Below are 23828 nucleotides of genomic sequence, written 5' to 3'. Positions count from 1 at the left end.
CATGGCGGCCCGGGCCTGGCGCTTCATCTCAGCCGGACAGGTCTGCCAGTGGAGTTCGGCGTCGCGCGGCGACGGCTCGGCGGAACCGGCCTCGGCGGCGAGCCGGCCAGCTCGGCTGACGGGGTTGTTCGTCCGCTGGCGACCTGCAGGGCGGCAGCGGCCTGATAACGGGTCAGCCCGGGCGTTGGGTTGCCCTGCCAACTGGTGGCCGGGGGCAGCCCGGGCGTTAGGTGACCCTGCCAACTGGTGGCCGGGGGCAGCCGAGCGTTGGGTGACCCTGCCGGCTGGTGGCCGGATTTGTCAGCGGGTGCGGAGCTGGTGCAGGTGTGAGCGGATTAGCTCCGACTGGGCTGGGAGGAGGTCTCGTTCCGCCTGAGTCAGGGTGGGGTTTCGGGATCGGGCTGCCAGGGCGGCCTCGAGGCCGGGGGTCAGGTCGATCGAGTTGGCCAGGTAGGTGGCGAGAGCTTCGCGGAGCATCCCGCTCAGGTTGGCGAAGGCGGGGTCGAGGGCTACCTGGGCGAAGATTATCGCGGTCATCGCGAGGTCGAACTCAGGTTGGCCCTCTTCGGCGTTGCGCCAGTCGATGACGACAGGGCCGGTCGGGGTCAGGATCACGTTGTACGGATGAAGATCGCCGTGGACCACCACGTTGCCTTGGGTGCCGCTCGGCGCCGGGATGGCGTGAAGGCGGCGATGGAGATCGGCATGCATCCGCCCGAGCTCCGCCGGCGAGACCTCACCCGCGATCGCAGCATCAGCAAGCGTCGGCCCGGTGAGCCGCTCGATCACCATGTCCGGCCCGTCGATCTGCCGCACGGCCGGTACCGGGTAGTCGTACTTCGCCACCCACCTCATGTACTCCGCTTCATCCCGCACCGGATGCCCATCCCGATACCGCCGCAACACCCACGCGTCGTCGATCGAGTAGACGTCAGCATCCCGCCCGAACGCGAACGGCTCAGCCCCATCCGGCAACAACCCACCAGCGCGACCAGCGGCCGCAGCCCCGCTTGCCCCGTGGGCGGGCGAGGCGTCGCTCCCCCCAGGAGCGGGCGCGGCTCCGCTCTGCTCGGAGGCGGGCACAGCCCCACTCTGCACGGGGGCCGGCACAGCCCCACTCTGCACGGTGGCCGGCACAGCCCCACTCTGCTCTGGGGCGGGCGCAGCCCCACTCACGCCAGGCGCCGGCGCAGCCTCACTCACCCCAGTCGCCGGTGCGGCGTCGCTCGGCCCAGGGGCGGGCGCGGCGTCGCTCGGGTTGGGCTTGGGGATGGCGGCGTTTTGCTCGGGGGGAGTTTCGGGTGGCTCCGGGGGCACGTCAGCTTTGCCCGTCTTCGGGGGGCGTCGCCGGCAAGTCAGTTGACGGCGCAGCCGCCGGTGGCGGGGGCCAGTGGGGCCGGGGCGCCGACGGGGGGCATGCCGAGCATGACGCCGGGGGTGGTGGCGGACGGTGGGGTGTCTTGGGCTCGTTGCCAGGCGTCGCCGGCGCGGGTTCGGCGTACGGAGCCGAAGACGTCTGCGACTAGGTGGTGGGGGGCGGCGTACGTGACCTCGACCGTTGCCATGTCGCCGGGGCGGGGCTTCTCGACGCCCTCGGGGAGGGTGAAGTGAACCAGGCGGTTGTCGCGGGCGCGACCGGAGAGGCGGTGCGTGGCTGCGTCCTTGCGGCCTTCGCCCTCGGCGATCAGGACCTCGACGGAGCGGCCGACAAGCTTCTTGTTCTCGTCCCAGGCCATCTCGTCCTGCAACTCGACCAGCCGCAGATACCGCTCCTGTACGACCTCGTGCGGCACCTGGTCCTCCATCGACTCGGCCGGAGTACCAGGCCGCTTCGAGTACTGGAAGGTGAAGGCCCCGGCAAACCGTGCCTCGCGGACGACGTCGAGCGTGCCCTGGAAGTCTTCCTCGGTCTCCCCCGGGAAGCCGACGATGATGTCGGTCGTGATCGCCGCGTCCGGCATCGCCGCCCGGACGTCGGAGATGATCTTGAGGTAGCGATCCCGCCGGTACGAGCGGCGCATCGTCTTGAGGATCTGGTCCGACCCCGACTGCAGCGGCATGTGCAGCGACGGCATCACGTTCGGCGTCTCGGCCATCGCCTCGATCACGTCCGCGGTGAAGTCACGCGGATGCGGCGAGGTGAAGCGAACCCGCTCCAGCCCGTCGATCGAGCCGCACGCGCGGAGCAGCTTCGAGAACGCGTACCGGTCGCCGAACTCGACACCGTACGAGTTGACGTTCTGCCCCAGCAGCGTCACCTCGAGCACGCCCTCGGCGACCAGCGCCTCCACCTCGGCGAGCACATCACCAGGGCGGCGGTCCTTCTCGCGGCCGCGCAGCGCCGGGACGATGCAGAACGTGCAGGTGTTGTTGCAGCCGACGCTGACCGACACCCAGGCGGAGTACGGCGACTCGCGCCGGGTCGGCAGCGTCGACGGGAAGACGTCGAGCGACTCGAGGATCTCGACCTGCGACTCCTCGGCGATCCGGGCCCGCTCGAGCAGTACCGGCAGCGAGCCGATGTTGTGGGTGCCGAAGACGACGTCCACCCAGGGCGCCTTCTTGGTGATGGTGGCGCGGTCCTTCTGCGCCAGGCAGCCGCCGACGGCGATCTGCATGCCCGGGTTCTTCGCCTTCGCCGGCGCCAGCTGGCCGAGGTTGCCGTACAGCTTGTTGTCGGCGTTCTCCCGGACCGCGCAGGTGTTGAAGACGACCACGTCGGCGAGGTCACCCTCGGGCGCGCGGACGTAACCGGCGGTCTCCAGCAGGCCCCGCAGACGCTCGGAGTCGTGGACGTTCATCTGACACCCGTGGGTGCGGACCTCGTATGTACGCATAACAGCCACTAAGAGTACGTGGCGTGGTGGGGTTTCCCCTACCTGGGATCGGGTCCCTGCAACCCCTGACCGCAGCCGCCCGGCAAACAACAGTGGAGGGCATGAACAGTTCCCGTCGTCAGTTCCTCGCCCGTACCGCCGCAGGAGCCGCCGTGGTCGCCGGAGGCTCCTTCACCGCCAACCACGCCGCCGCCCTCAGCTGGCCCGCCATGTCGGCCGACAAGACCCGGATCACCGCGCTGACCGATGTCACCGTGATCGACCCTTCGACCGGCCGGCGCGACCGGCACCAGACCGTACTGATCAGCGGCGACCGCATCATCGGGGTCGGCCGCCTGCCGGTCCCCCGCGGCGCCACCGAGATCGACCTCGCCGGCAAGTTCGTCATCCCCGGCCTGGCCGACATGCACGTCCACTCCCTCGGCGACGAGCACGTCTCGCCACCGCTGTACCTGGCCAACGGGCTCACGACCGTCCGCGAGATGGCCGCGCCCGACCCGGTCGTCTACGACTGGCGCGATCGGATCGAGGCCGGCACGCTGCTCGGTCCGCGGATGATCGTGGCCAGCCAGATCATCGACGGCGATCCGACCCTGTGGGATCCGAATCTCCTCCACGTGCTGGTCGTGGATGACGAGGCCGGCGCGCGTGCGGCTGTACGGCAGGTGAAGGAGGAGGGGGCGGACTTCGTCAAGGTTTACTCGCGGCTGAGCTCATCGGCGTACCGGGCGATCCTGGACGAGGCGCGGCGGCAGGGGCTGACCGTGCACGGCCATGCCCCGGACCAGGTCCCGATCAAGCAGGTCAGCGACGCCGGTCAGCGCAGCATCGAGCACATCCACTCGCTGGGTCTGTCGGTATCGAGCCGCGAGGTGGAGGTACGCCGGATGCAGCAGGCGATCGCGATCAAGACCGGCGACTACAACGGCTGGTTCCGGCAGATGCACCCGATCGAGTGGATCGCGGCGAACACCTACAGCCGGGCCCGCGCGGCCGACGTCTTCGGCACGCTGCGGCGCAACCGGACCCGGGTCACCCCGACGCTGACCATGCACCACGTGCTGGACATGCCCGACTTCACCGGACCGGACCCGGCGACTCGGAAGTACCTGAGCGAGGACTCGATCGGCACCTACGACTACGTGATCGAGAACCTCTACAAGGCCAACCGGACCGCCGAGGAGATCTCCCACCAGCGGCAGATGTGGGAGTACCGGCAACGTTTCGTCCGTGAGCTCTTCGCCCACGACGTCCCCGTGCTGGCCGGCACCGACACCGGTACGCCGTACATGGTCCCCGGCTTCGCCCTCCACGACGAGCTCGAACTACTCGTCGCCGCCGGCGCCACCACCCGACAGGCCCTGTACGCCGCAACGGTAGAACCAGCCAAGTTCCTCGGCATGGCCGCCGACCTAGGGTCCGTTGCCCCACGCAAGCTCGCCGACCTCGTCGTCCTGGACGCCGACCCGCTCCAGGACATCCGCAACACCCGCCGCATCCACACCGTCGTCACCCGCGGCCGGATCATCTCCCCCGCCGAACGGTCCCGGATGCTGGCCGGCGTGGAGGCTGCCGTCAAGACCCCACCGGCAGCCGCTGTCCTGGCTGCCGGTGGGTGTTGCGGAACGGGCCGCCCGCACTGACCTCGTTGCGTCCGAGGAACCAGAGCGGTTCTTCGGACGCAACTCCCGGGTCAGGCAGGTGGGGTGATGCTCCAGATGCCACGGCCGTGGGTGGCCGCGTACACCCTGCCGTCCGGTCCGGACTCGATGTCCATCACGGTCGTCGTCGGCAGGCCGGTGCCCAGCACCTGCCAACTGGTCGTGCCCGGTGCCCGGTAGAAGGTCGCCAGGTCGGAACCCAGCACCAGCGCGCCGTTGGGCAGCTGCTTGACCGAGCTGGTCGGGATGTCCGGCAGGTTCGCCGAGATGTCCGCCCAGGTCGCGCCGCCGTCCTTGGTCTCGTACAGATGTCCGACCCCGGCCCCCGGCCCCTCGGTGAAGCGGCGGGAGAATCCGTTGACGGCCACGTAGGCGTGCTGACCCGAGGCCGGGTCGATCCCCACGCCGGCCAGGAACCGGTTCGGGAAACTGGCAGGCAGGGTCACCTGGTGCCACGAGCCACCGGCGTTGGTCGCCAGGCCGCGAGTGAAGCCGGCGTTGTTGCAGGGACCACACCAGCTCACCCAGCCAACGCCGTCACGCATCGCCGCGGCGGTGGCGGAGTGGCCCGCGCCCAGGTCGAACGCCTTGGTCCACTCGCTCGCACTGCGCATGCCCCACCCCTTGGTCGAGGTGTAGACGTACTGCCCACCCGTGATGAACCCACTCGAGTTGGCCGAGTCCAGCGCGATCGGGGCGATGAACCGCGGTGACGGGTCGTTCGGGTCGAGACTCCACGACGACGCGTCGGCCTCGCTGAGCGCTCCGGGGTTCAGTGCGCAGTTGTTGGTGATCTTGATGGCCAGCGACGTGTACTCCTGCAGTTGGTTGCAGCCGTTCTGCGGATCGGCCGCACCGTCACCGCCGTCACCGCCGAAGTTCGAGCCCATCTCGGTGTCGCCGTTGCTACCGTCGGGCCGGACCGCGAAGAGGTTCGACACGCCGTTGTCCTGAAGGCCTCCGGACACCACCGTGCCGCCGTTCTTGGTGTCCTTGCCGACCGACACCGAGTAGTACTGCAGCGCGTCCATCGTCCCGTCGTCGGTGAGCGAGGACCAGTCGGTGCCGTTCTTGTTGGCGTTCACCTGCCCGTTCACCGGGCGCCGGTAGACACCGCCGTCGTTGCCGACGAACACGACCGGCTTTCCACCGGCCGTGCCGACCGCGACCGAGTGCTGGTCTGAGTGCGGAGCCATCGGACAGGTGTTCTTCGAGTCCGCGATGTTCCAGCAGGCGAAGCCGAAGTTCCAGTACGGCCCGACGGTGGCCCAGTGCGAGCCGGCGTCGGTGGTCTCGAACACTTCCTCCAGGCCGGCCCAGACATGGTCGGCGTTGGTCGGATCGACGGTGAGGAACTGGTTGTACCAGGCCTGGACGCCGACCGCGTACCCCTTGCGATCCAGCGCGGAACCACTGTTGTGGAGGATCTGCGGGTCCGCGATCTTGTTCCACGGACCGGCCGGGCTGCCGGTCTTCGACACGAAGATCCCGGCCAGGCTGGTACTGCCGTTGATCTTGCTCGGCTGCTGTACCAGCGCGTAGAGCCGGTCACCGGTCTTGCTGAAGGCGAAGGTGGTGTAGCCGACGTCCGTGCTGTTCTTGATGCCGCCCAGGACCACGTCCAGCCGCTTCCAGCTCGCCGGGCCGGCCGTGTAGTCGGACGTCTCGTAGAACCCGTTGTAGGTGTCACCCGACCGCCAGCCGATCGCCGCGATCAGGTGCTTGGGGTTCTTCGGGTCGATCGCGATGTCGTTGACGATGTTCTTGTACGCCGCGTTGGTGGCGCCGCCGGTCTGCGAACCGCCCGGCACCAAGATGTTGCCGGCATCATCCTTGATCTCCGGCATGAAGTCCGGATTCGGGTAGAACGCCACCTTCCAGGCGCCGGCCTTCGTCGACGCGTCGTGGTACCAGACGCCGCGGTTGGTCGCCGCGAACACCTGGCCACCGCCCCACCGCAGGCGGCCGACCGTGGTCGACTCGAGCTCCTTGCCGCCCACCCGGTCGGCCGGCGCGAACACGCCACTGACCGGGTTCGCCAGCCGGTAGACACCCGAGCCCACGTACGACGTACCGCCGGTGTTCGCCTCACCGGTCGCGTACCAGAGCGAGCCGTCGCCGGCCAATTGCAGATCGCCGCCGCTCAGTGAGGGCAACGCGTCGGAAAGCGGTGTCCAGTTCCCGCCACCGGTGCTCGAGCGCCAGACCCCGCCGTTGGCGCCGGCGGCGTACACATGGTTGGCCCCGTCGGCTGCCAGGCCGGTCACCCGGCCCGTCACGTGGCCCGCGCCACCGGACGAGTTCGAGTACCAGTCGCGGTACCGGGTGTCGTCGGCGTTGTAGGGCACCTTGGTGACATCACGCCAGGTGCCGGTGGTGTGCTGCATCGCGGTGAGCTGACTGAAAGCAGCCGAGTAGGCACCGGGTGCAACGATTCCACCAGGAGCGGTCCGGGCCTGCTCGAACTCGTCGGCGATGGTGAAGGCTTCCTTCGACTCGCTCTGCATCTCCGACGGGTTCCCGCCGGCGATCATCAGCGCCTTCTCCATCACGGCCGCGTTGTAGTGCTTGTCGGCCCACTGGTGTTTGAGCCACTCCTCCTTGAGTTCGTACCGGCCGGCATAGCCGCCCACTCCGGCGGCGACCAGGCCGATGCCCAGAACTCCGGAGACGATTTTCCGACTGCGTTTGGTCAGCGAGAAGCGCATGACAGTTCTCCGACAACTTGGCGGGGTGCCGTCGATCGCCGGGCACTCCCGTAGCACAAGGCCGACGAAACCGTACGCCCGGCCTCCCCCGTCAGGAAGCGCCCGGGACCCGCCAGGCCTGGCCCCGGCGGGGTGGGCCGAAGGGTCAAGGGAAATCCTGCACGATCTTCCGCTGGGTGACCGGTCGGTCGCGCGACCCCGCTCAGGCGGCAGATCGTTACCTGTGTGGAACCGGCTGCGCGTGCGGGTCACCCTCCGGTCGCGCTAGGTTGCTCGCCATGAGCGATTCCTCCGCCGTCGGCACCGTGACGACCACAGGTCTTGTCGCCCTGACGAACGTGAACAAGCACTTCGGTGACCTGCACGTGCTGAAGGACATCAACCTGTCCATCAACCGTGGCGAGGTGGTGGTGGTGATCGGCCCGTCCGGGTCGGGCAAGTCCACCCTGTGCCGGGCGATCAACCGGCTGGAGCCGATCGACTCGGGCACCATCACCCTGGACGGCCAGCCGCTGCCCAGCGAGGGCAAGGCGCTGGCCAGGCTGCGCGCCGACGTCGGCATGGTGTTCCAGTCCTTCAACCTGTTCGCCCACAAGACGATCCTGCAGAACGTCACCCTCGGCCCGCTGAAGGTCCGCAAGAACGACCCGAAGGCCGCCGAGAAGCGCGCGATGGAGTTGCTCGAGCGGGTCGGCGTCGCGAACCAGGCGGCGAAGTACCCGGCCCAGCTGTCCGGCGGCCAGCAGCAGCGGGTCGCGATCGCCCGGGCGCTGGCGATGGATCCGAAGGTCATCCTGTTCGACGAGCCGACCTCGGCGCTCGACCCGGAGATGATCCAGGAGGTCCTCGAGGTGATGATCGACCTGGCCAAGCAGTCCATGACGATGGTCGTGGTCACCCACGAGATGGGTTTCGCGCGCAGCGCGGCCAACCGGGTCGTCTTCATGGCCGACGGCGAGATCGTCGAAGAGGCCAGCCCCGAGTCCTTCTTCACCAACCCGACCTCACGCCGTGCCCAGGACTTCCTCGGGAAGATCCTCAAGCACTGACGAGACGCCCGGCGGGCCTTCGGGCCGGCCGCAACTGCAGTAAAAACACACGAAGGGGATCCCATGAGAATGCGCAACGTGGTCGCCACTCTCGGCGTCGCTGCGCTCGCGCTGAGCGTCGGCGCCTGTGGCAAGGACGACACCGCCGCGGGTGGCGGTGGCAGCGCCGCCGCTAGCTGTGGCGAGCCGCACAAGTTCACCGTGGCTCCGGCCGCGGACGTGGCCGGCAGCCCGACCTACGCCAAGATCAAGACCCGCGGGCACGCGGTTGTCGGGGTCAAGGCCGACCAGCCGAACCTCGGCTACAAGGATGCCAGCGGCAAGCGCTGCGGCTTCGACATCGAGATCGCCCAGATGGTGTCGGCCCAGCTCGGCTTCGACCCGGCGCAGATCGAGTACAAGGAGATCCCGTCCGCGAACCGCGAGACGGCGATCGCCGGTGGCGAGATCGACTACTACGTCGGCACCTACTCGATCACCGACAAGCGCAAGAAGCTGGTCGGCTTCGCCGGCCCGTACTTCATCGCCGGCCAGGACCTGCTGGTCCGCAAGTCCGACACCTCGATGGACGGCGGCAAGGACTCGATCAAGGGCAAGAAGGTCTGCTCGGTGACCGGCTCGACGCCGATCCAGAAGGTCAAGGACGAGAACCTGACCGAGGCGAGCAACATCTCGGAGTTCAAGACCTACTCCGAGTGCGTCTCCCAGCTGCTGGACAAGAAGGTCGACGCGGTCACCACCGACGACGCGATCCTCAAGGGCTACGCGGCGAACGCGCCCGACGAGCTGCGGGTGGTCGGCAAGCCGTTCAGCCAGGAGAAGTACGGCATCGGCGTGCCGCTGGCCGACAAGGCGCTGCGCGACAAGATCAACGCGGGTCTCGAGACCGCCGGCACCGACGGCACCTGGAAGTCGATCTACGACGAGACGCTGGGCAAGTCCGGTTCGGCCGGCACCCAGCCCCCGGTCGAGAAGTACTGATCCACCCTCAGCTCAGGGCGACCCCGCGCGTCGCGGGGTCGCCCTGACTGTCTCCAACCCTTGGAAGGTCGCGATGCTCTCGGTCCTCACCGACAACTGGGAACTGTTCAGAGACGGCTTCTGGACCACGATCAAGCTGTTCGTGGTGGCGGGCCTGCTGAGCCTGGTCCTCGGGACCGTGCTGGCCGGGTTCCGGGTCTCCCCGGTACCCGTGCTGCGGGCCATCGGCACCGGCTACGTGAACATCCTGCGGAACACGCCGCTGACCCTGGTCTTCGCCTTCCTCGTCTTCGGCGCGCCGAAGATGGGGATCGAGCTGCCGTCGTACTTCTGGTCGGCGATCGTCGCGCTGACCGTCTACACCTCCGCGTTCGTCTGCGAGGTGGTCCGGTCGGGCATCAACACCGTCTCACCCGGCCAGTCCGAGGCCGCCCGCGCGGTCGGCATGTCCTTCCTGCAGGTGCTCGGCATCGTCGTGCTGCCGCAGGCCTTCCGGGCGATCCAGCCGCCGCTGATGAGCGTGATGATCGCCCTGCTGAAGAACACCACCATCGCGGCCGGATTCTCGGTGCTCGAAGCGGGCGCCATCCCGGCGGCGATCGCCGAACGCGGTGAGAACCAGATGCTGACCCTGGTCTGGATCACCATCGGCTTCCTGATCCTGATCATCCCCCTGGTCTTCCTGCAGCGGTGGGCCGAGCGACGGACGGCGGTGTCGGCATGAGTGCCGTGTTGTACGACGTACCCGGCCCCCGGGCGCGGGCACGGAACATGATCCTCAACGTCGTCGTGGCGCTGGTCGTGCTGGGCGTGATCGCCTGGGTGGTCTACCGGCTCAACGACACCGGTCAGTTCCAGAGCCGGCGCTGGGCGCAGTTCCAGTACAAGTCGATCCAGGAGCAGTTGCTCACCGGCCTGCTGAACACGCTGAAGGCGGCCGGCCTGGCCGCGGTACTGGCCTTCCTGTTCGCCGCGGTCTTCGCGGCCGCCCGGATCAGCGACCACAAGTGGGTCCGGGTCCCGGCGACCTTCGTGGTCGAGCTGTTCCGCGCGATCCCGGTGCTGATCCTGATGTTCTTCTTCTACTACGGCAACCTCGAGTTCCATCTGGGCCTGGGCCCGTTCTGGGCGGTCGTCTTCGGTCTGACGCTGTACAACGGCTCGGTCCTGGCGGAGATCTTCCGGGCCGGCATCAGCGCGGTCCCGAAGGGCCAGCGTGAGGCGGCGTACGCGACCGGCCTGCGCAAGAACCAGGTCGTCCGGCTGATCCTGCTCCCGCAGGCGATCCGGGCGATGCTGCCGGCCATCGTCAGCCAGCTCGTCGTCCTGCTGAAGGACACCGCGCTCGGCTTCATCATCACGTACAACGAACTCCTGTACGTCGCCAAGCAGATGGGCGGCCGGCTCGAGTTCGGCTTCCCGTACATCCCGACGTACATGGTGGTAGCGGTCATCTACATCGGCATCTGCTCCCTCCTCTCGGTCCTCGCCCGCTACCTCGAAGGCCGCACCCGCCGAAACCGCAAGATCGCCACCGGCACCGCACTGCCACCGGCCGCCGGCCCCTCGGACGGCTTCTCCCGCCAAGGCAACCTCTTCCCCTCCGGCGGCACCGGCGAAGCCTGACCCCAGCACTCCCCGAAAGAGCCCTGCACAACGCGTGCAGGGCTCTTTCAGGTTGTGAAGGTGTTCAGGAGTTGGCGGCACTGGTGCGCGCTGCGGGTGTCCTCGACGGACAGCGCCTCGTCGATCGTTGCCAGCAGCAACTCACGGGCGGCTGCGGGCTGTTGCCTGGCCAGCAGGAGTTCGGCCTCGGCGATCCGGACCTCGCACAGCGACGAGACGTCGTCGATCGCCAGGAACTGCTGGGCCGCGCTGTCGAGCAGCCTGCGGGTTCTGTCCCAGTCCTGACGGCGGAGGGCGTGCCGGGCGTCGACGATCTCGACGTACGCACGGCCGAAGCTGTCTCCCAGCTCGGCGAAGATCGCCTCGGCCTCCCGGATCACCGGCTCCGCCTCGGTCAGCCGGCCTCCCTCGACCAGGGCTGTCGCCAGGTCGTACAAGGTCACCGCACGCCAGCGGGTGCGGCCTGGGTCGAGGCTCGCCGCTTCGGCCAGGATGACTGCCGCGCGCTCGAGGTCACCGTTCAGCCGAGCGGCGTCCCCGGCGCCGGACAGCGCCTTGGCCCGGTGGTGGCCGAGGGCGGGATCCTTCTCGATCAGTACGAGCGCCGACTCGTAGGCCATCGCCGCCGCCTCGAAATCGCAGGCCTCGATCATGGAGTAGCCGAACTGCCAGTACGCCGACATCTCCAGCAACGTCGAATCGTCCAGCCGAGCCAGTCGCAACGAGCGGTCGGCCAGCGCGATCAGCTCGCCGACCGGCCGGTGGTGTTGCGCGACGGTGGTGAAGTACGCCTGCAGCAGCCGCCCCTCCAGACCGGGATGGCTGCCGTCGTTCAGCTTCCCGAGCGCTGTTTCGAGGGCTGATCCGGCCTGTTCGCTCTCGTCCTGCAAGGTGAGATAGCCGCGGACCCGCAATGCGAGCAGGGCCGCTTGCTCCGGCGGAGCCTTGGCGATCAGGGTGCAGATGGCGGGCGCTTCGAGTCCGAACCACTCCCCTGGCATCGACCGCGCGGACGCCTCGACGCCAGGCAGGGACGGCGGTTCCGGTGTGGACAGGCCCTCGGTCTGCACGAAGCCGTGGTCGAGTTCCTCATCGGCGATGGTGGCCAGCCGGACCAGCGCGCCCACGTACCGCCGGGTCGCGGCCTCGATCGCACCGGCGTCCGACGATCGTTCGAGCGTATAGGCGCGAACCAGGCCGTGTACGCCGAATCGCCGGGGACTCTCGGTGCGCAGATGGACCAGGCCCAGGTCGTACAGACGCTCGACCTCCCGGTCCGCGACAGACTCGTCGACGTCGAGCAGCGGCGCTGCCACCCAGGCAGAGAACTCGTCGATTCCGAGCTGAACGACTCGCTCTAGCAACGCGCAGGTCAATGGTTCGACCGCAGCGAGCGACAGCTCGAGGCTGGCTCGAACGGCCAGGTCTCCGATCTCGAGGACGTCGAGCCGCTGGGCGGCGTCCTCCAGCGCGGCGACCATGGCCGGGACCGTCTGGCCGGCGACCGGGCTGAGCCGTGATCCGACCACTCGAAGGGCCAGCGGCAGACCCGCGCAACGCTCGACGATCGTGACGAGGTCACCCATCTCTCCACCGTCGAACTCCGCCTGGGCAACATGGCGCAGGAGTTGCAGGCTCGCGTCATCGCCCAGCGGCCGTACCTGGTGGTGCTCGGCGTGTTCCAGCCCGCTCAGCGCTTGGCGTGAGGTGATGATCACGCTGCATCGGGGGCCGAGCCGCAGGAGCGGTGAGACTTGAGCGAGGTCCTGGGCATCGTCCAGGACGAGGAGGAACTCTCGGTCGGCGGCTTTCTCGGTGAGGACGGCGATCCTGGCTTCGAGCGATTCGGGGATCTCGCTCGGCGGAACACCGATCGCACGCAGCAACCGCGCGAGCGCCGTCCTCGACGGGAGCGCCGTACCGTCGGGCTCGAGCAGGCGCAGGAACAGCTGTCCGTCGGTGAAATCGGCGGCGACGCGATGGCCGAGCCTGACTGCTGCTGCCGATTTCCCGACGCCCGCGCCGCCGTGGAGGCAGAAGGCAGCCGGCCTGCGCGTGGTGAGATGCAGCTGTCCATGGGCCAGCAGCAGGTCGCGATCCACCAGGAACCTGACGTCGGCAGGTAGTTGCCGTGGGCCCGTTCGGGCCGGCTCGGGCGGCTGCGGAATCGGAGTGGGTGAGCCGAGTGCGTTCTGCCGGATCGAGTCGGCCAGGGCACGGAGTTCTGGGCCGGGTTCGAGGCCGAGCCGCTCGCGCAACCGAGCGGTCAGCTCTTCGTAGACGGTCAGCGCCTCAGCCGGGCGTGCATCGTGATGGAGCGCTCGCATCAGCGCGGCGACCGGCCGTTCGGCGACGGGGTAGCGCCCGATCAGTACCGGTACTTCGGCGCGCAGGTCGTCGTACAGCCCGGCCTCGAGGGCGGCGTCGATCCGCAGTTCGAGTGCTGTCCGGTAGGCCTCGTCGAACGGGCCGCCGAGCTGGCGTAGTACCGACTGAGATGCGAGGCTTTCGAGCGGCTCACCTCGGTACAGGTCCAGGGCTGAGCGCAGGGCGGCGGCCCGAGCTGCTGGGTCGGCGATCGTTCTCGCCGCGCGGATCTGCTGGGTGAAGCAGTGCACGTCGATGGACTCCGCGGGTGTCCGGACCAGATAGCCGTCGTCCTGGCGGAGGAGCACCGGGCCGTCGTCCTCGCCCGCCTTCGCCAGGACCCGCCGGAGCCGGGAGAAGTACACCTGGATCGCTCGTCGTGGGTTGGCGGGCTGGTCGGCGGGCCAGAGCAGTTCGATCAGGCGATCGACGGAAACGGGGCGATTCGGCTCCAGCAACAAGATCCCGAGCAGCAACCGCTCCTGCCGCCGGCCCAGCGCGAGCGGCTGATCGTGGCTGAGCGCCACCACCTCACCGAGCAGCCTGAATTCCACTCCTCCGAGCTTACGGTAGCGGTTTGGTAGGCAGCGGGTAACGGTGACGCCGGATGATCGGCCCATCGCACACCGACGCTGTCTCCGAAGGAGTGAGAACGATGCGAAAGATGATCCGGGTCAAGTCAGTGCTCGCGGTGATGGCGCTGGCGGCCACCACTGTCCTGATCTCTCCCAGCACGGCCTCGGCGGCGACCTGGGCCGGTGCGGGCGGCTGCATCTCGCGCAACGGGGATGTGGTCCAGAAGGTCTACCTCCACAATCAGTGCGGACGGAAGTACTGGGTCCGGGCAACCTTCACCTGTCCGAGCAGCTGGCTGGAGTACGCCTGGTCGTACAGCGGAGCGTCGAGCACGATCGTCGCCTCGCCGTACGTCAGTTGCTGGTATCTCAAGCTCGAGTGGTGCGCCGCCTGCACAGGCAAGAACGCCGCCGCCGAGATGGCAGACAGCTCCCTGTGGAAGCCCCTCCCCCAGGACCCCGCGGCAACTCTCGCCGGCGCGCGCTAACCCTCCACGAAAGGCGGCAACCTATGCGTAGGCCCCTCACACTTCTCAGTCTTCCTGCCCTTGTCCTGGCAACGATGGTGGTCCCCACCAGTCAGGCATCAGCCACCACAAGCGGCTGGCCCGAGAACTGCAGCTACAGCCGAACCGGCGCTACCACAGCCAGCGCAAGCTGCTGGGCAGGTAGCGGCTTCTACCGAGTAGTCCTCATCTGCCGCTCGATCGGCCAGCCCCCCAAATGGTTCTACGGCAACTGGCAAACCCCTTCCCCCCTCCACAACTCCAAAGGCTCCTGCCAAGGCGGCCGCACAGTCTCCCCCGACGACGTAGGCATAGAAGAAAAAGCCGACTGACCTGACCAGTTGGTTCGCCGCCGTCATACTGGCGATCACCGACCCGGCGAACGCCACAGAACCTGATCACTGCCCACCCCACGAACTAGAGCCCCGGCACAGCACTGAACCACAGCGGCAGCCGGGATCCTCCTTTGCTCTTGCCCCTTGCTTGTCCTTTGCTCTTGCCCTTTGCCCTTTCAGCCCTTTGGGGTGGGCACTCCGCCGCGACACGGGTGCCCGCCCCCGGGAGGGGCGGGGGCGGGCGGGCCAGTTGGAGTAGTTGCATCTAGTAGATGTTGGAGGGGCGGACCATGCCTTCGGCGAGGTCGCCGAAGCCGGGGGCCATGATGGCGCCTGGGTTGCCGAGGACTTCTTCGACGATGGCGGTTTCGGTGGTGATCAGGAGGGCGGCGATGGAGGCGGCGCTCTCCAATGCCGAGCGGGTGATCTTGACGGGGTCCATGACGCCGAAGTCGAACATGTCGCCGTACTGGCCGGTGAGGGCGTTGAAGCCTTGGCCTACGGGGAGTTCGGAGACGGTTTTGACTACCTCGTCGCCGTCGTAGCCGGCGTTGATGGCTATCCAGCGGAGGGGTTCGGCGAGGGACTGGCGGACGATTTCCCGGCCGATGAGGGCGTCGCCGGTCAGTTCCAGGCGGTCCAGGGCGTCTCGGGCTTGGGTCAGGGCTGAGCCGCCGCCGGCGATGACACCTTCCTCCAGGGCGGCTCGGGTTGCTGACAGCGAGTCCTCTACTCGGTGCTGCTTTTCCTTGAGTTCTACGCCGGTTGCGGCGCCTACGTGGATGACGGCGACACGGCCGGCCAGGCGGGCGATGCGGAGTTTGAGGTTGTCTTCGTCGTGGTCGTTGGTGGCACGCTCCAGCTCCTTCTCGAGCTGGTGCAGACGGGCTTCCACCGACGCGGGATCGCCCGCGCCGCCGACCATCGTCGTACCGTTCTCCGTGATCGTGATCCGGTGACACGACCCCAGGTCGTCGGCCGTCAGCGAGTGCAGGTTGACGCCCGAGTCCTCGCTGACCACGCGACCACCCAGTACCGCCGCCAGGTCCTCCAGCTCCGCCACCCGCCGATGCCCGAACCCAGGCGCCCGCACCACGACCGACCTGAACGTGTCGTGCACGTTGTTGCTCACCAGCATCTGCAGCGCCGGACCGTCGACGTTCTCGGCCAGGATCACCAGGGGCCGGCCCGAGCGCGTCACCAGCTCCAAAGTAGGCATCAGCTCCTGTAGCTGGCTGATCTTCTTGTTCGTCAACAAAATGAAGGGATCGTCGAAGACCGTCTCCATCCGGTCCTTGTCGGTCACCATGTACGGCGAGATGAACCCGTGGTCGAACTCGATCCCGTCCACCACGTTCAACGACAGCCCGTACGCCGGTGACTCCTCGACCGTGACGACACCGGTCTTCCCGACCCGCGCCATCGCCTCCGAGATCACCGACCCGATCTCCGGATCGTCATTCGCCGACAACGTCGCCACGAACAGCAGATCCGTCTGCCCACCGACCTCGGCCGTCCGCTCGTGCAGCGTCTTCACGATCACCGCGACCGCTTCCTCGATCCCCCGCCGCAACTGCATCGGGTTCGCGCCTTCATCAACCGCCCGCAACCCCTCCCGCACCAGCGCCTGCGCGAGCACGGTCGCGGTGGTCGTACCGTCACCCGCCACCCCGTTCGTCTTCATCGCGACTTCCTTGACCAGCTGCGCGCCCATGTTGGCGAACGGGTTGCGCAGCTGGATCTCGCGCGCGATCGTGACGCCGTCGTTGGTGATGGTCGGCGGCCCGGTCAGCTTCTCCAGTACCGCGTTGCGCCCCTTGGGTCCCAGCGTCACTTTGACCGCATCAGCGAGCGCGTTCACACCTTGCTCGAGCAGTTGCCGGGCGTCGTTGCTGAAACGAAGATCTTTGGCCATCTGTCTATTCCCTTCGAATCAGAGGATCAGGAGACCTGGACCGGCGCGGAGCCGATCGGCTTGTCGGAGACCTCGCCGGAGATCCGCAGCTCGGCCGGTACGTCGAGGCCGTACAGCTTGGCCGCGTTGAGGCCGAGGATCTTGCGCTTGATGTCCGGCGTCAGTACGCCGTACTCCGACTGCATGTCCTCGGGGATCTGGAAGTCGACGAACTTCTCGACCAGCCACTTCGGCTGCCAGATCGCGTAGTCGCTGGCGAAGGTGATCCGGTCCTCGCCGATCCAGTACAGGAGCTCGCCGATGATCTGGGCGAAGTACCGGGGCCGGCTGTGGATGAACGGCATCGCGACCGCCAACCCGCCGTACACGTTCGGCTCCTGGGTGGCGATCCAGCAGAAGTCCTCCAGCCGCGGCAGCCCGACATGCTCGACGATGAAGTTGAGTTCGGGGAACATCGAGGCCGCGTAGTCGATGTCCTGGACGTCGAAGGCGTCCCGGTTCAGCGGGTAGATCGTGGGGCCCTTGTGCACGTGGATGTTCCTGATGCCGAGCTCGACGCACTTGCGCAGGTACGGCTCGGCCTCCGGGTCGGACAGCTTCCAGCCCTTCGAGTCGCCCTTCCACTCGGCCGTGTAGAGCTTGACGCCCTGCAGGTTCCAGCGCGCGTGCAGCTCCTCGAGCTTGTCCAGACCGGCGGCGCCGTCACGGGGGTCCCAGGCGCCGTTGGTGATGAACTTGCCCGGGTTGTTCTCCATCACGGCGCCGTCGCGCTCGGTGGTGTTGAAGCCGTCGACGTAGAAGTCGGTCAGGTACGTCGGCTGGAAGATCGCCTTGTCGACGTAGCCGATCTCGAACAGGTCGTGCAGCAGGTCGGCCTCGGAGTACGCGCCGAACTTCTCCGGCGTCCAGACGTACTCGGCCGGCGACAGGTTGCGGTGGTAGTCGTAGAAGCAGTTGGTGAAGCCCTCGCCGTACCGGTTCCGGTTGTTCTCCGGCCGGCCGTTCCAGAAGTGCACATGACTGTCGACGATGAAGTACTTCTCGCCGTTGCTCTCGTACATATCGGTTTGCCTCCCTGGCAGGCAGTGCCCGGGGCCGGTCAGGGCCCCGGGCGACGAATTCAGCTCGGGACCTCGACGAGGTCGAAGTCGATGTACTCCGCGGCCTCCTCCGGACTGGAGAAGAGCATCGTCTTGTCGTCGAAATGGACCATCCGCCCGTAGTGGGTGGACATGATCTCCTCGAAGTCGGACTGGTCGAAGTCCGCGCCGAGCGCGTCGGAGATCTCGGCGAAGTCGAAGGTGAGCCTGCCGACCCCGTCGACCCGGATCATCGACGGGTACTCGGTGATCTCCACGTTGTCCTTGGCGCCCATGATCTGGGCCACCACATGACCGTTCTGGTTGTTCATCAACGTCACGCCGCACATGTTCGAGAAGGTGCGGTCGGCCGCGCCGAACTCCTTCGCTTCAGTCACTGGTCCAGCTCCTTCGGTACGTCGAGGTCGAGGTCGGCCAGGGCACTGCGCAGACCGTCCTTGGCGGCGGCCAACGAGTCGGCGAAGGTGACGACCTTCTCGTTCGGCTGCGACCAGATCGGCTGCAGCTCGTGAGCTGCCCGCAGACTGACCGGCACCCAGGTCGCGAGCCACTCACCCAGTACGGCCTTGTTCTCCGTACCGTGCTCGGAGTCCCGGGTGAGCAGCGAGAACAGCGCCCGGGTGTAGCCGAGGTCGCGGCTGTAGTCGTTCTCGCCGGCCCCGACGATGGTCGGGGTGATGTAGTCGCCGTTGCGGGCCGAGACCTGCATCAGCAGATCGGACCGGAACAGCACGCCGACCAGCGACTCGAAGACGATGTTCGTCGCGAACAGCGCCTCGGCCCAGTCGCCGATCGCGGTCAGCCGCTCGACGTTCTCCCGGACGCCCTGCCAGACCGGGTCGGACTGCCAGACCTCCCGGTGCACCTGGCCGTCGAAGTCGATGTCGGACTCGGCCAGGTCGAGGTTGAACAGCGCCAGGTCCTGGGCGAACCGCAGTTTGTGCGCGGCGTTGACGCAGATCGCGTTGTTGATCATGTTCGTCGGCGCCGACCGCTGGGCGGCGGTGAAGACGTGCATGCCCAGCCCGTTCTCGGCATGCATCCAGGCGCCGAGGTTGCGCTGGATGAACTTGGTCCAGGCCGGGTTCCAGTGCGAGTACGCCTTGGCCCGCTTGGCGTTCTCCAGGCTCAGCCCGATCTGCCGGACGACCGCCGCGTTGTTGCGGTAGATCGTCTTCTCCCACTCCTCGTTCGGGTCGCGGAACCGGTGCCAGTCCGACGACACCAGCCGGGTCCAGTCCTTCGGGTAGCCGCCGGGCGAGTTCGCGAACCCGTAGATCCAGCCCTGCGACAGGTGCCGGTCGGGGTCGGGCTGGACGTCGAAGGTGACGTCCTCGTACGTCGTCGCCCGGGCCTTGGCCGGCTTGTAGTAGTTGTAGCTGCGACTCGTGGAGCTCGGGAACGTGAGCGCGCCGGCCTCGGAGTCGGTGAACTCCGGGTGCGGGAAACTCCGTTCTTTCGTGTCTGCCATCTCGATCTCCTATTCCGCCACCGAAGTGGTGAACTTGTCGTAGTGGATGTGCTCACGCGGTACGCCGGCCGTCTCCAGCAGGTCGATCGCCGCGTCGACCATCGGCGGGGGCCCGCACAGGTAGGCGTCGGCCCCGGCCAGTCCTGGCTCCAGCCGTTGCACCACCTCCGTCACGAACCCGGTGTGCTCCCAGTCGTCCGGCCAGCTCTCGGACAGCACGCCGACGAACTTGAAGTCGGGCAGTTCCGCGCCCAGCTCCTCGATCTGGTCGAGGTAGAACAGGTCCTCGTGGGTCCGGGCGCCGTAGTAGAACCGCACCGGCCGGTCGATGCCGTCGGCAACGACATGGCGCAGCAGGCTGAGGATCGGGGCCAGCCCCGCTCCCCCGCCGATGCACAGGATCGGCCGGTCCGACGCCTTCTTCAGCGTGAAGGTGCCGTACGGTCCGTCCAGCTCGAGCTCGTCGCCGACCTCGAGGCCGCCGTCGAGCAGGCCGGAGAAGTGCCCGCCGGGGTACTTCTTGATCAGGAACTCGAGTGGGTCGCCGGGCAGCGTCGCCATCGAGAAGGACCGGTGCGCGTCGTGGCCCGGGATCGCGATGTCGGCGTACTGGCCGGGTTTGAAGGTGAACTTGTCCGGCTCGACCAGGTCCAGCCGCAGCGACACGATGTCGCGGGTGACCGGCTCGATCGCGGCGACCCTGGTCCGCAGGTGCTGCAGCGGGACAGCATTGCGGAGTTCCTCCTCGTCGTAGTTCATCAGCTCGACGGTCAGATCGGAGTACGCGTGCGACTTGCAGAGCAGGATGTAGCCCTCGTCGCTCTCGTACTCGGCCAGCGCGAACGTCGAGTACCGGTCCATCTGCACGTCGCCGTCCAGCAGGAACGACTTGCAGGCGGCGCACTGGCCCTCCTTGCAGCCGTGCATCAGCGCGATGCCCTGCCGGAAGGCGGCGTTCAGCACGGTCTCGTCCTCGTCGACCTCCATCTCGAGATCGACGGGTTCGAACCGCACGACGTGTTTGTCACCCATCAACCTGCTCCTCAAGGGCTGTGTGGTTCTGGCTGGGGAGCGACCGGTGGCGGCGGGGTGTCGCCAGGGTCCGCCGCCACCGATCTGCTTGCTGGGTCAGGCGACGGCCGGCGCCGGCCGGCCACCAGGGCCACCCGCCTTGTACGCCGCGAGGTGCGCCTCGCGGTCGGCGTCGGACATCTCGTTGAGCAGGATGTTCGGGCTGGCGAAGTTGATGCCGCGCACGTCGTCGAGGGTCCAGAGCTTCTTCTGGTCGTCCAGGTCCAGGTGCGGCTGCGGGATCAGCGTCTTGCCGTCGTCACGGACGTAGCCGAGGTCCTTGATGATGTCGGCCAGATCGCGGTTGTGGTGCAGCGTCTCCCACTCGCGATGCCCGGTCAGCCGGCCCATGTTCGGCGTCGGCCGGCCCTCGTACTCGGGCCGGAACGCCTTGATGTCGGTCCAGGCGCAGGTCTCGGAGCAGTACGTACGCCACTGGCCGTCGACCTTCTCGGTGACCATGTCCTCGCGGATCAGGGCCGGCACCATGCAGGTCCAGCAGCGGTGCGGGTACTGGTAGTCGACGTCCTCGAACGCGATCGGCTTGTTCTTGCCCGGGTACCGCAGGCGGTTGTAGTTCTCCCACCACTTGCCGTACTTGTTGTACCAGCCCGGGTACTTGAACTCGAACCACTCGAAGTCCTCGTCCGTCATCGGGTCGATCCGCCAGTAGTTGACCGGCCAGCCGGTGGCGAAGAACTGCGCCACCTCGTGCACGTAGCCCTTGTTGTAGATCCGGTTCCAGGCCTCTTCGACCAGGTCGTGCGGGATCTTCAGGCCGTACTTCTCCAGCGGGATCAGGTAGCTGCGGTAGTAGTCGTCGTAGATCCAGCGGCGCCACATCTCGGCGTACGAGTCGCGGTCCTTGCGGCGGTCTTTCGTCCCGTACTCGATGAACGTGCCGATCGCGGCGTCGACCACGCAGTGGTTGTTCCACCAGGCGTAGCGCAGGTCGCGCTCGAGCAGCTGGCGGTTGTCCTCGTCGGCCAGCGCCATCAGCAGGATGCTGTACCCGTTGCTGATGTGCCGCGACTCGTCGGACTGGACCGAGTGGAACACGGTCGGCAGCAGGTAGTCGCCGTTGGCGGCGGCCTCGTCGGGCATCGCGACGAACAGCGTGTTGGTGAACGCGGTCTCGGCCACCACCGTGAGGTAGATGTTGGCCGCGGTGATCGCGTCGCCGGTGATGAACCCCTCGCCGAACTGCCGGCCGATGGTGCCCGCGTAGTTGTTCGCGAACGCCTTCTCGGTGATGTCGAACCCGGCCGGGTCGATGTAGTGGTTCATGTACAGCTTCTTCAGGTTCATCTGGATCGTCGAGTGCCGGACCTCGTCGATCATCTGTACCGCCAGCCCGTTGTGGATCTCCGGGTTCGGCACCGCGTCGATGGCCATCGGCATCGCCCGGGCGGCGGAGATCTCCGGGAACGGGATGATGGACAGGAACAGCTTCTGCCACTCCATCCAGCGCTGCTGGACCTGGCGGAACATGTTGCCGCGGATCGCGCCGTCCATCGCGCCGAAGACGCGGTTGTCCTTCTCCTCCTCCATCGGGAAGTAGGACCGCATGATCTGCTTCAGCGGGTCCTTCTTCGGGGCCTTGTCGAAGGTGTAGTCGGTTCCGAAGCGTGTCGCGGGAGTCGCGAAGGTCGGCTCCCAGGACAGTTCGGTGATCTTGGCGTGGGCCTTGCTCAGACTCTGCCTGCTCACGGTCTGCCTCCTCGGGGTTTCAAGTGGACCGATCTCACCCCGGCTGGCCCCTTGCGCTTGTCTCAATCTGAGACACAGTGGGAAGGCGGACCCACCTAGAGTGATGGCAGGGAGGCCTCTGTGGAACGAGCGCACTGGATCGAGACACCTCGTACCGGCCGGCTGTTGCAGCAGGCCAGGGACACCTTCCTGACGTCCGGCGACCTCGATCCCGGACTGGTGCGCGAGTCGATCCAGGCGTCGTGGCTACGGTCGTCCCGGCTGCGGGTGGACACCGACAACGTCGATCCCAGCTACCTGGGGCTGGAGGGCCCGACGCCGCTCGCGCTGTCGGCCGCGCCGGTGCTGAGCGCCCTGGCCGACGAGCTGGCGAACGAGTCGGTGAGCATCATCCTGACCGACCAGCACGGCCTGGTCCTGCAGCGGACCTGCCCTGACCCGTCGCTGATCAGGCAGCTCGACAAGGCGTCCCTCTCCCCCGGCTTCAGCTACGCGGAGGAGCAGGTCGGTACGAACGGCATCGGGACCACCTTGGAGGCCGGAGTCCCCACGATGGTCACGGGGAGCGAGCACTTCACCGGGCCGCTCGGTGGCTTCGCCTGCGCGGGTGCGCCGATCCACCATCCGGTGACGGGCTCGCTGCTCGGCGTCCTGGACCTGACCTCGTCGGTGTCTCATTCGAACGCTTTACTGATGTTCTGCGCGCGATCGACGGCGCAGAAGATCGAGCAGCAACTGCTGACGCGGTCGGGGGCCAAGGAGCTGGCGCTCTTCCGCGACTACCTGGCCGCGTGCCAGCACTCCAGCAGTGGGGTGATCGCGCTCAGCGGAGACCTGGTCATGATGAACAGCCAGGCGCAACAGCGGTTCGATCCAGTTGACCAGACTGCGCTCCTGGCACGATCACGCGACGCTGCTGGCTCCTCGGAGCAGGTGACGCTGGTTGCTGATCTACCGAGCGGGCTGGTGGCCCGGTTGGACTATCGGCCGGTGTTCGCTGGTTCGGAGTTCGCTGGTGGGGTGTTGAAGATCCAGGTGCAATCTGGGCTGGACTCGACTACTGGGACGGTGCGCAGCGTAGTACCGGTCATGCCTGGGCTTGCTGGGACCAGCGCTACTTGGCAGCGGGTGTGTCAGGCGGTGGACACCAGCCGGCGCAACGGCTCGTGGATGGTGCTCGAGGGCGAGGCCGGTGTCGGCAAGATCGCGTTGCTGCGGTCGGTGAACCAGCTACGCAACGGCAGCGGGCACTTCCGGATCATGGATGCCTCTGAGTGCGGCCCTGGCTGGCTGGACACGGTTGCTGAGGAGTTGTCGGCCGGGGTCGGATCACTGGTCATCCGCCGGGCGCATCTGCTCGACAGTGATTCGGTGAGTGCACTGTCGGGACTACTGCTCGAGCATGACCAGAGCAGCGGGGTCTGGGTCGCACTGACGATGCGGAGCGAGCCGCGCAACCCCGAGGTGGATGCGCAGCTGCTGCCGCACTTCTCGCACACCGTGGAGGTGCCGCCGCTGCGGCATCACCTGGAGGACATGCACAAGCTGGTACCTCACCTGCTGGGCCGCCTCAACCGGGGCAACAACCTCAGCATCTCCCCCAGCGCACTGGCCCAGCTGATGCGCCTCCCCTGGCTCGGCAATGTCGAGCAGCTCCGCCGCGTCCTCCTGCGCATCGCCCAGCAACGCCGCTCCGGAACCATCGACCTCGACGACCTCCCCGGCGAGTGCCGGGCCACTACCCGGCGGCGACTCACCCAGCTGGAGTCCCTCGAGCGCGACGCAGTCGTCAAGGCGCTGGTCATCCATCGCGGCAACAAGGACAAAGCCGCCAGCGACCTGGGCATGTCCCGGGCGACCATCTACCGCAAGATCCGCGACTACGGCATCAACCTGACGATCTGAAAACGCTTTGC

General features: G+C 67.4%; 17 protein-coding genes. 7 read left to right on the top strand and 10 right to left on the bottom strand.

All coding sequences use genetic code 11. The features are described from left to right. Positions 1 to 300: 300 nt before the first annotated feature. Both ABD768_RS41515 and miaB read right to left on the bottom strand, forming a co-directional pair. Positions 301 to 1083, bottom strand: coding sequence for a phosphotransferase (locus ABD768_RS41515; RefSeq protein WP_344850284.1), 783 nt, complete (start codon positions 1081 to 1083; stop codon positions 301 to 303). Between the two features lie 272 nt (positions 1084 to 1355). Then, entirely contained in the window at positions 1356 to 2837 is a 1482-nt protein-coding gene (miaB, locus tag ABD768_RS41510; RefSeq protein ID WP_344850283.1) for a tRNA (N6-isopentenyl adenosine(37)-C2)-methylthiotransferase MiaB, read from the bottom strand. 101 nt (positions 2838 to 2938) lie between these two features. Between miaB and ABD768_RS41505 the strand changes: the two genes are divergently transcribed. Then, positions 2939 to 4480, top strand: a complete 1542-nt coding sequence (locus ABD768_RS41505) for an amidohydrolase family protein (protein ID WP_344850282.1) — start codon at positions 2939 to 2941, stop codon at positions 4478 to 4480. Between the two features lie 50 nt (positions 4481 to 4530). On the opposite strand, the gene ABD768_RS41500 is transcribed toward ABD768_RS41505, so the two are convergent. Beyond that, positions 4531 to 7206, bottom strand: coding sequence for a hypothetical protein (locus tag ABD768_RS41500; protein ID WP_344850281.1), 2676 nt, complete (start codon positions 7204 to 7206; stop codon positions 4531 to 4533). A gap of 278 nt (positions 7207 to 7484) precedes the next feature. Between ABD768_RS41500 and ABD768_RS41495 the strand changes: the two genes are divergently transcribed. From ABD768_RS41495 to ABD768_RS41480, 4 genes are all read left to right on the top strand, one after another. Continuing rightward, the gene (locus ABD768_RS41495; protein WP_343977360.1) at positions 7485 to 8255 is read left to right on the top strand and encodes an amino acid ABC transporter ATP-binding protein; all 771 of its coding nucleotides are present in this window, start codon (positions 7485 to 7487) and stop codon (positions 8253 to 8255) included. A 63-nt stretch (positions 8256 to 8318) separates the two neighbouring features. Next, the gene (locus ABD768_RS41490) at positions 8319 to 9236 is read left to right on the top strand and encodes a glutamate ABC transporter substrate-binding protein (protein WP_343977363.1); all 918 of its coding nucleotides are present in this window, start codon (positions 8319 to 8321) and stop codon (positions 9234 to 9236) included. Between the two features lie 73 nt (positions 9237 to 9309). Then, a complete protein-coding gene (locus ABD768_RS41485) occupies positions 9310 to 9960 on the top strand; it encodes an amino acid ABC transporter permease (RefSeq protein ID WP_343977366.1) in 651 nt (216 codons plus the stop codon). Next, the gene (locus ABD768_RS41480; RefSeq protein WP_343977369.1) at positions 9957 to 10862 is read left to right on the top strand and encodes an amino acid ABC transporter permease; all 906 of its coding nucleotides are present in this window, start codon (positions 9957 to 9959) and stop codon (positions 10860 to 10862) included. The genes ABD768_RS41485 and ABD768_RS41480 overlap by 4 nt, the downstream gene beginning before the upstream one ends. Positions 10863 to 10909: 47 nt before the next feature. Here the strand turns inward: ABD768_RS41480 and ABD768_RS41475 are convergent, their stop codons facing one another. After that, positions 10910 to 13783 (bottom strand): AfsR/SARP family transcriptional regulator, encoded by a 2874-nt coding sequence (locus tag ABD768_RS41475; RefSeq protein ID WP_344850278.1) that lies wholly within the window; start codon positions 13781 to 13783, stop codon positions 10910 to 10912. Positions 13784 to 13884: 101 nt separating this feature from the next. Between ABD768_RS41475 and ABD768_RS41470 the strand changes: the two genes are divergently transcribed. Continuing rightward, the gene (locus tag ABD768_RS41470) at positions 13885 to 14292 is read left to right on the top strand and encodes a hypothetical protein (RefSeq protein WP_344850276.1); all 408 of its coding nucleotides are present in this window, start codon (positions 13885 to 13887) and stop codon (positions 14290 to 14292) included. A gap of 618 nt (positions 14293 to 14910) precedes the next feature. On the opposite strand, the gene groL is transcribed toward ABD768_RS41470, so the two are convergent. From groL to ABD768_RS41440, 6 genes are all read right to left on the bottom strand, one after another. Then, entirely contained in the window at positions 14911 to 16560 is a 1650-nt protein-coding gene (gene groL, locus ABD768_RS41465; RefSeq protein WP_344850274.1) for a chaperonin GroEL, read from the bottom strand. A 26-nt stretch (positions 16561 to 16586) separates the two neighbouring features. Continuing rightward, positions 16587 to 17621 (bottom strand): amidohydrolase family protein, encoded by a 1035-nt coding sequence (locus ABD768_RS41460; protein WP_344850271.1) that lies wholly within the window; start codon positions 17619 to 17621, stop codon positions 16587 to 16589. Between the two features lie 59 nt (positions 17622 to 17680). Beyond that, positions 17681 to 18037, bottom strand: a complete 357-nt coding sequence (gene mimD, locus ABD768_RS41455; RefSeq protein ID WP_343977384.1) for a propane 2-monooxygenase effector subunit MimD — start codon at positions 18035 to 18037, stop codon at positions 17681 to 17683. Then, a complete protein-coding gene (locus ABD768_RS41450) occupies positions 18034 to 19131 on the bottom strand; it encodes an aromatic/alkene monooxygenase hydroxylase subunit beta (protein ID WP_343977386.1) in 1098 nt (365 codons plus the stop codon). Before ABD768_RS41450 ends, mimD begins: the two co-directional genes overlap by 4 nt. Positions 19132 to 19140: 9 nt before the next feature. Further along, the gene (locus tag ABD768_RS41445; protein WP_344850268.1) at positions 19141 to 20163 is read right to left on the bottom strand and encodes a 2Fe-2S iron-sulfur cluster-binding protein; all 1023 of its coding nucleotides are present in this window, start codon (positions 20161 to 20163) and stop codon (positions 19141 to 19143) included. Positions 20164 to 20259: 96 nt separating this feature from the next. Continuing rightward, a complete protein-coding gene (locus tag ABD768_RS41440; RefSeq protein WP_343977393.1) occupies positions 20260 to 21912 on the bottom strand; it encodes a ferritin family protein in 1653 nt (550 codons plus the stop codon). A gap of 120 nt (positions 21913 to 22032) precedes the next feature. Here ABD768_RS41440 and ABD768_RS41435 point away from each other — a divergent pair, with 120 nt between their 5' ends. Further along, the gene (locus tag ABD768_RS41435) at positions 22033 to 23817 is read left to right on the top strand and encodes a sigma-54-dependent Fis family transcriptional regulator (protein WP_343977396.1); all 1785 of its coding nucleotides are present in this window, start codon (positions 22033 to 22035) and stop codon (positions 23815 to 23817) included. Positions 23818 to 23828 lie beyond the last annotated feature (11 nt).

The sequence above is a fragment of the Kribbella ginsengisoli genome (assembly GCF_039537185.1).
Taxonomy (GTDB): domain Bacteria; phylum Actinomycetota; class Actinomycetes; order Propionibacteriales; family Kribbellaceae; genus Kribbella; species Kribbella koreensis.
The sequence above is the reverse complement of the archived record's forward strand: the minus strand, read 5'-3'. Positions and strand labels throughout refer to the sequence as shown.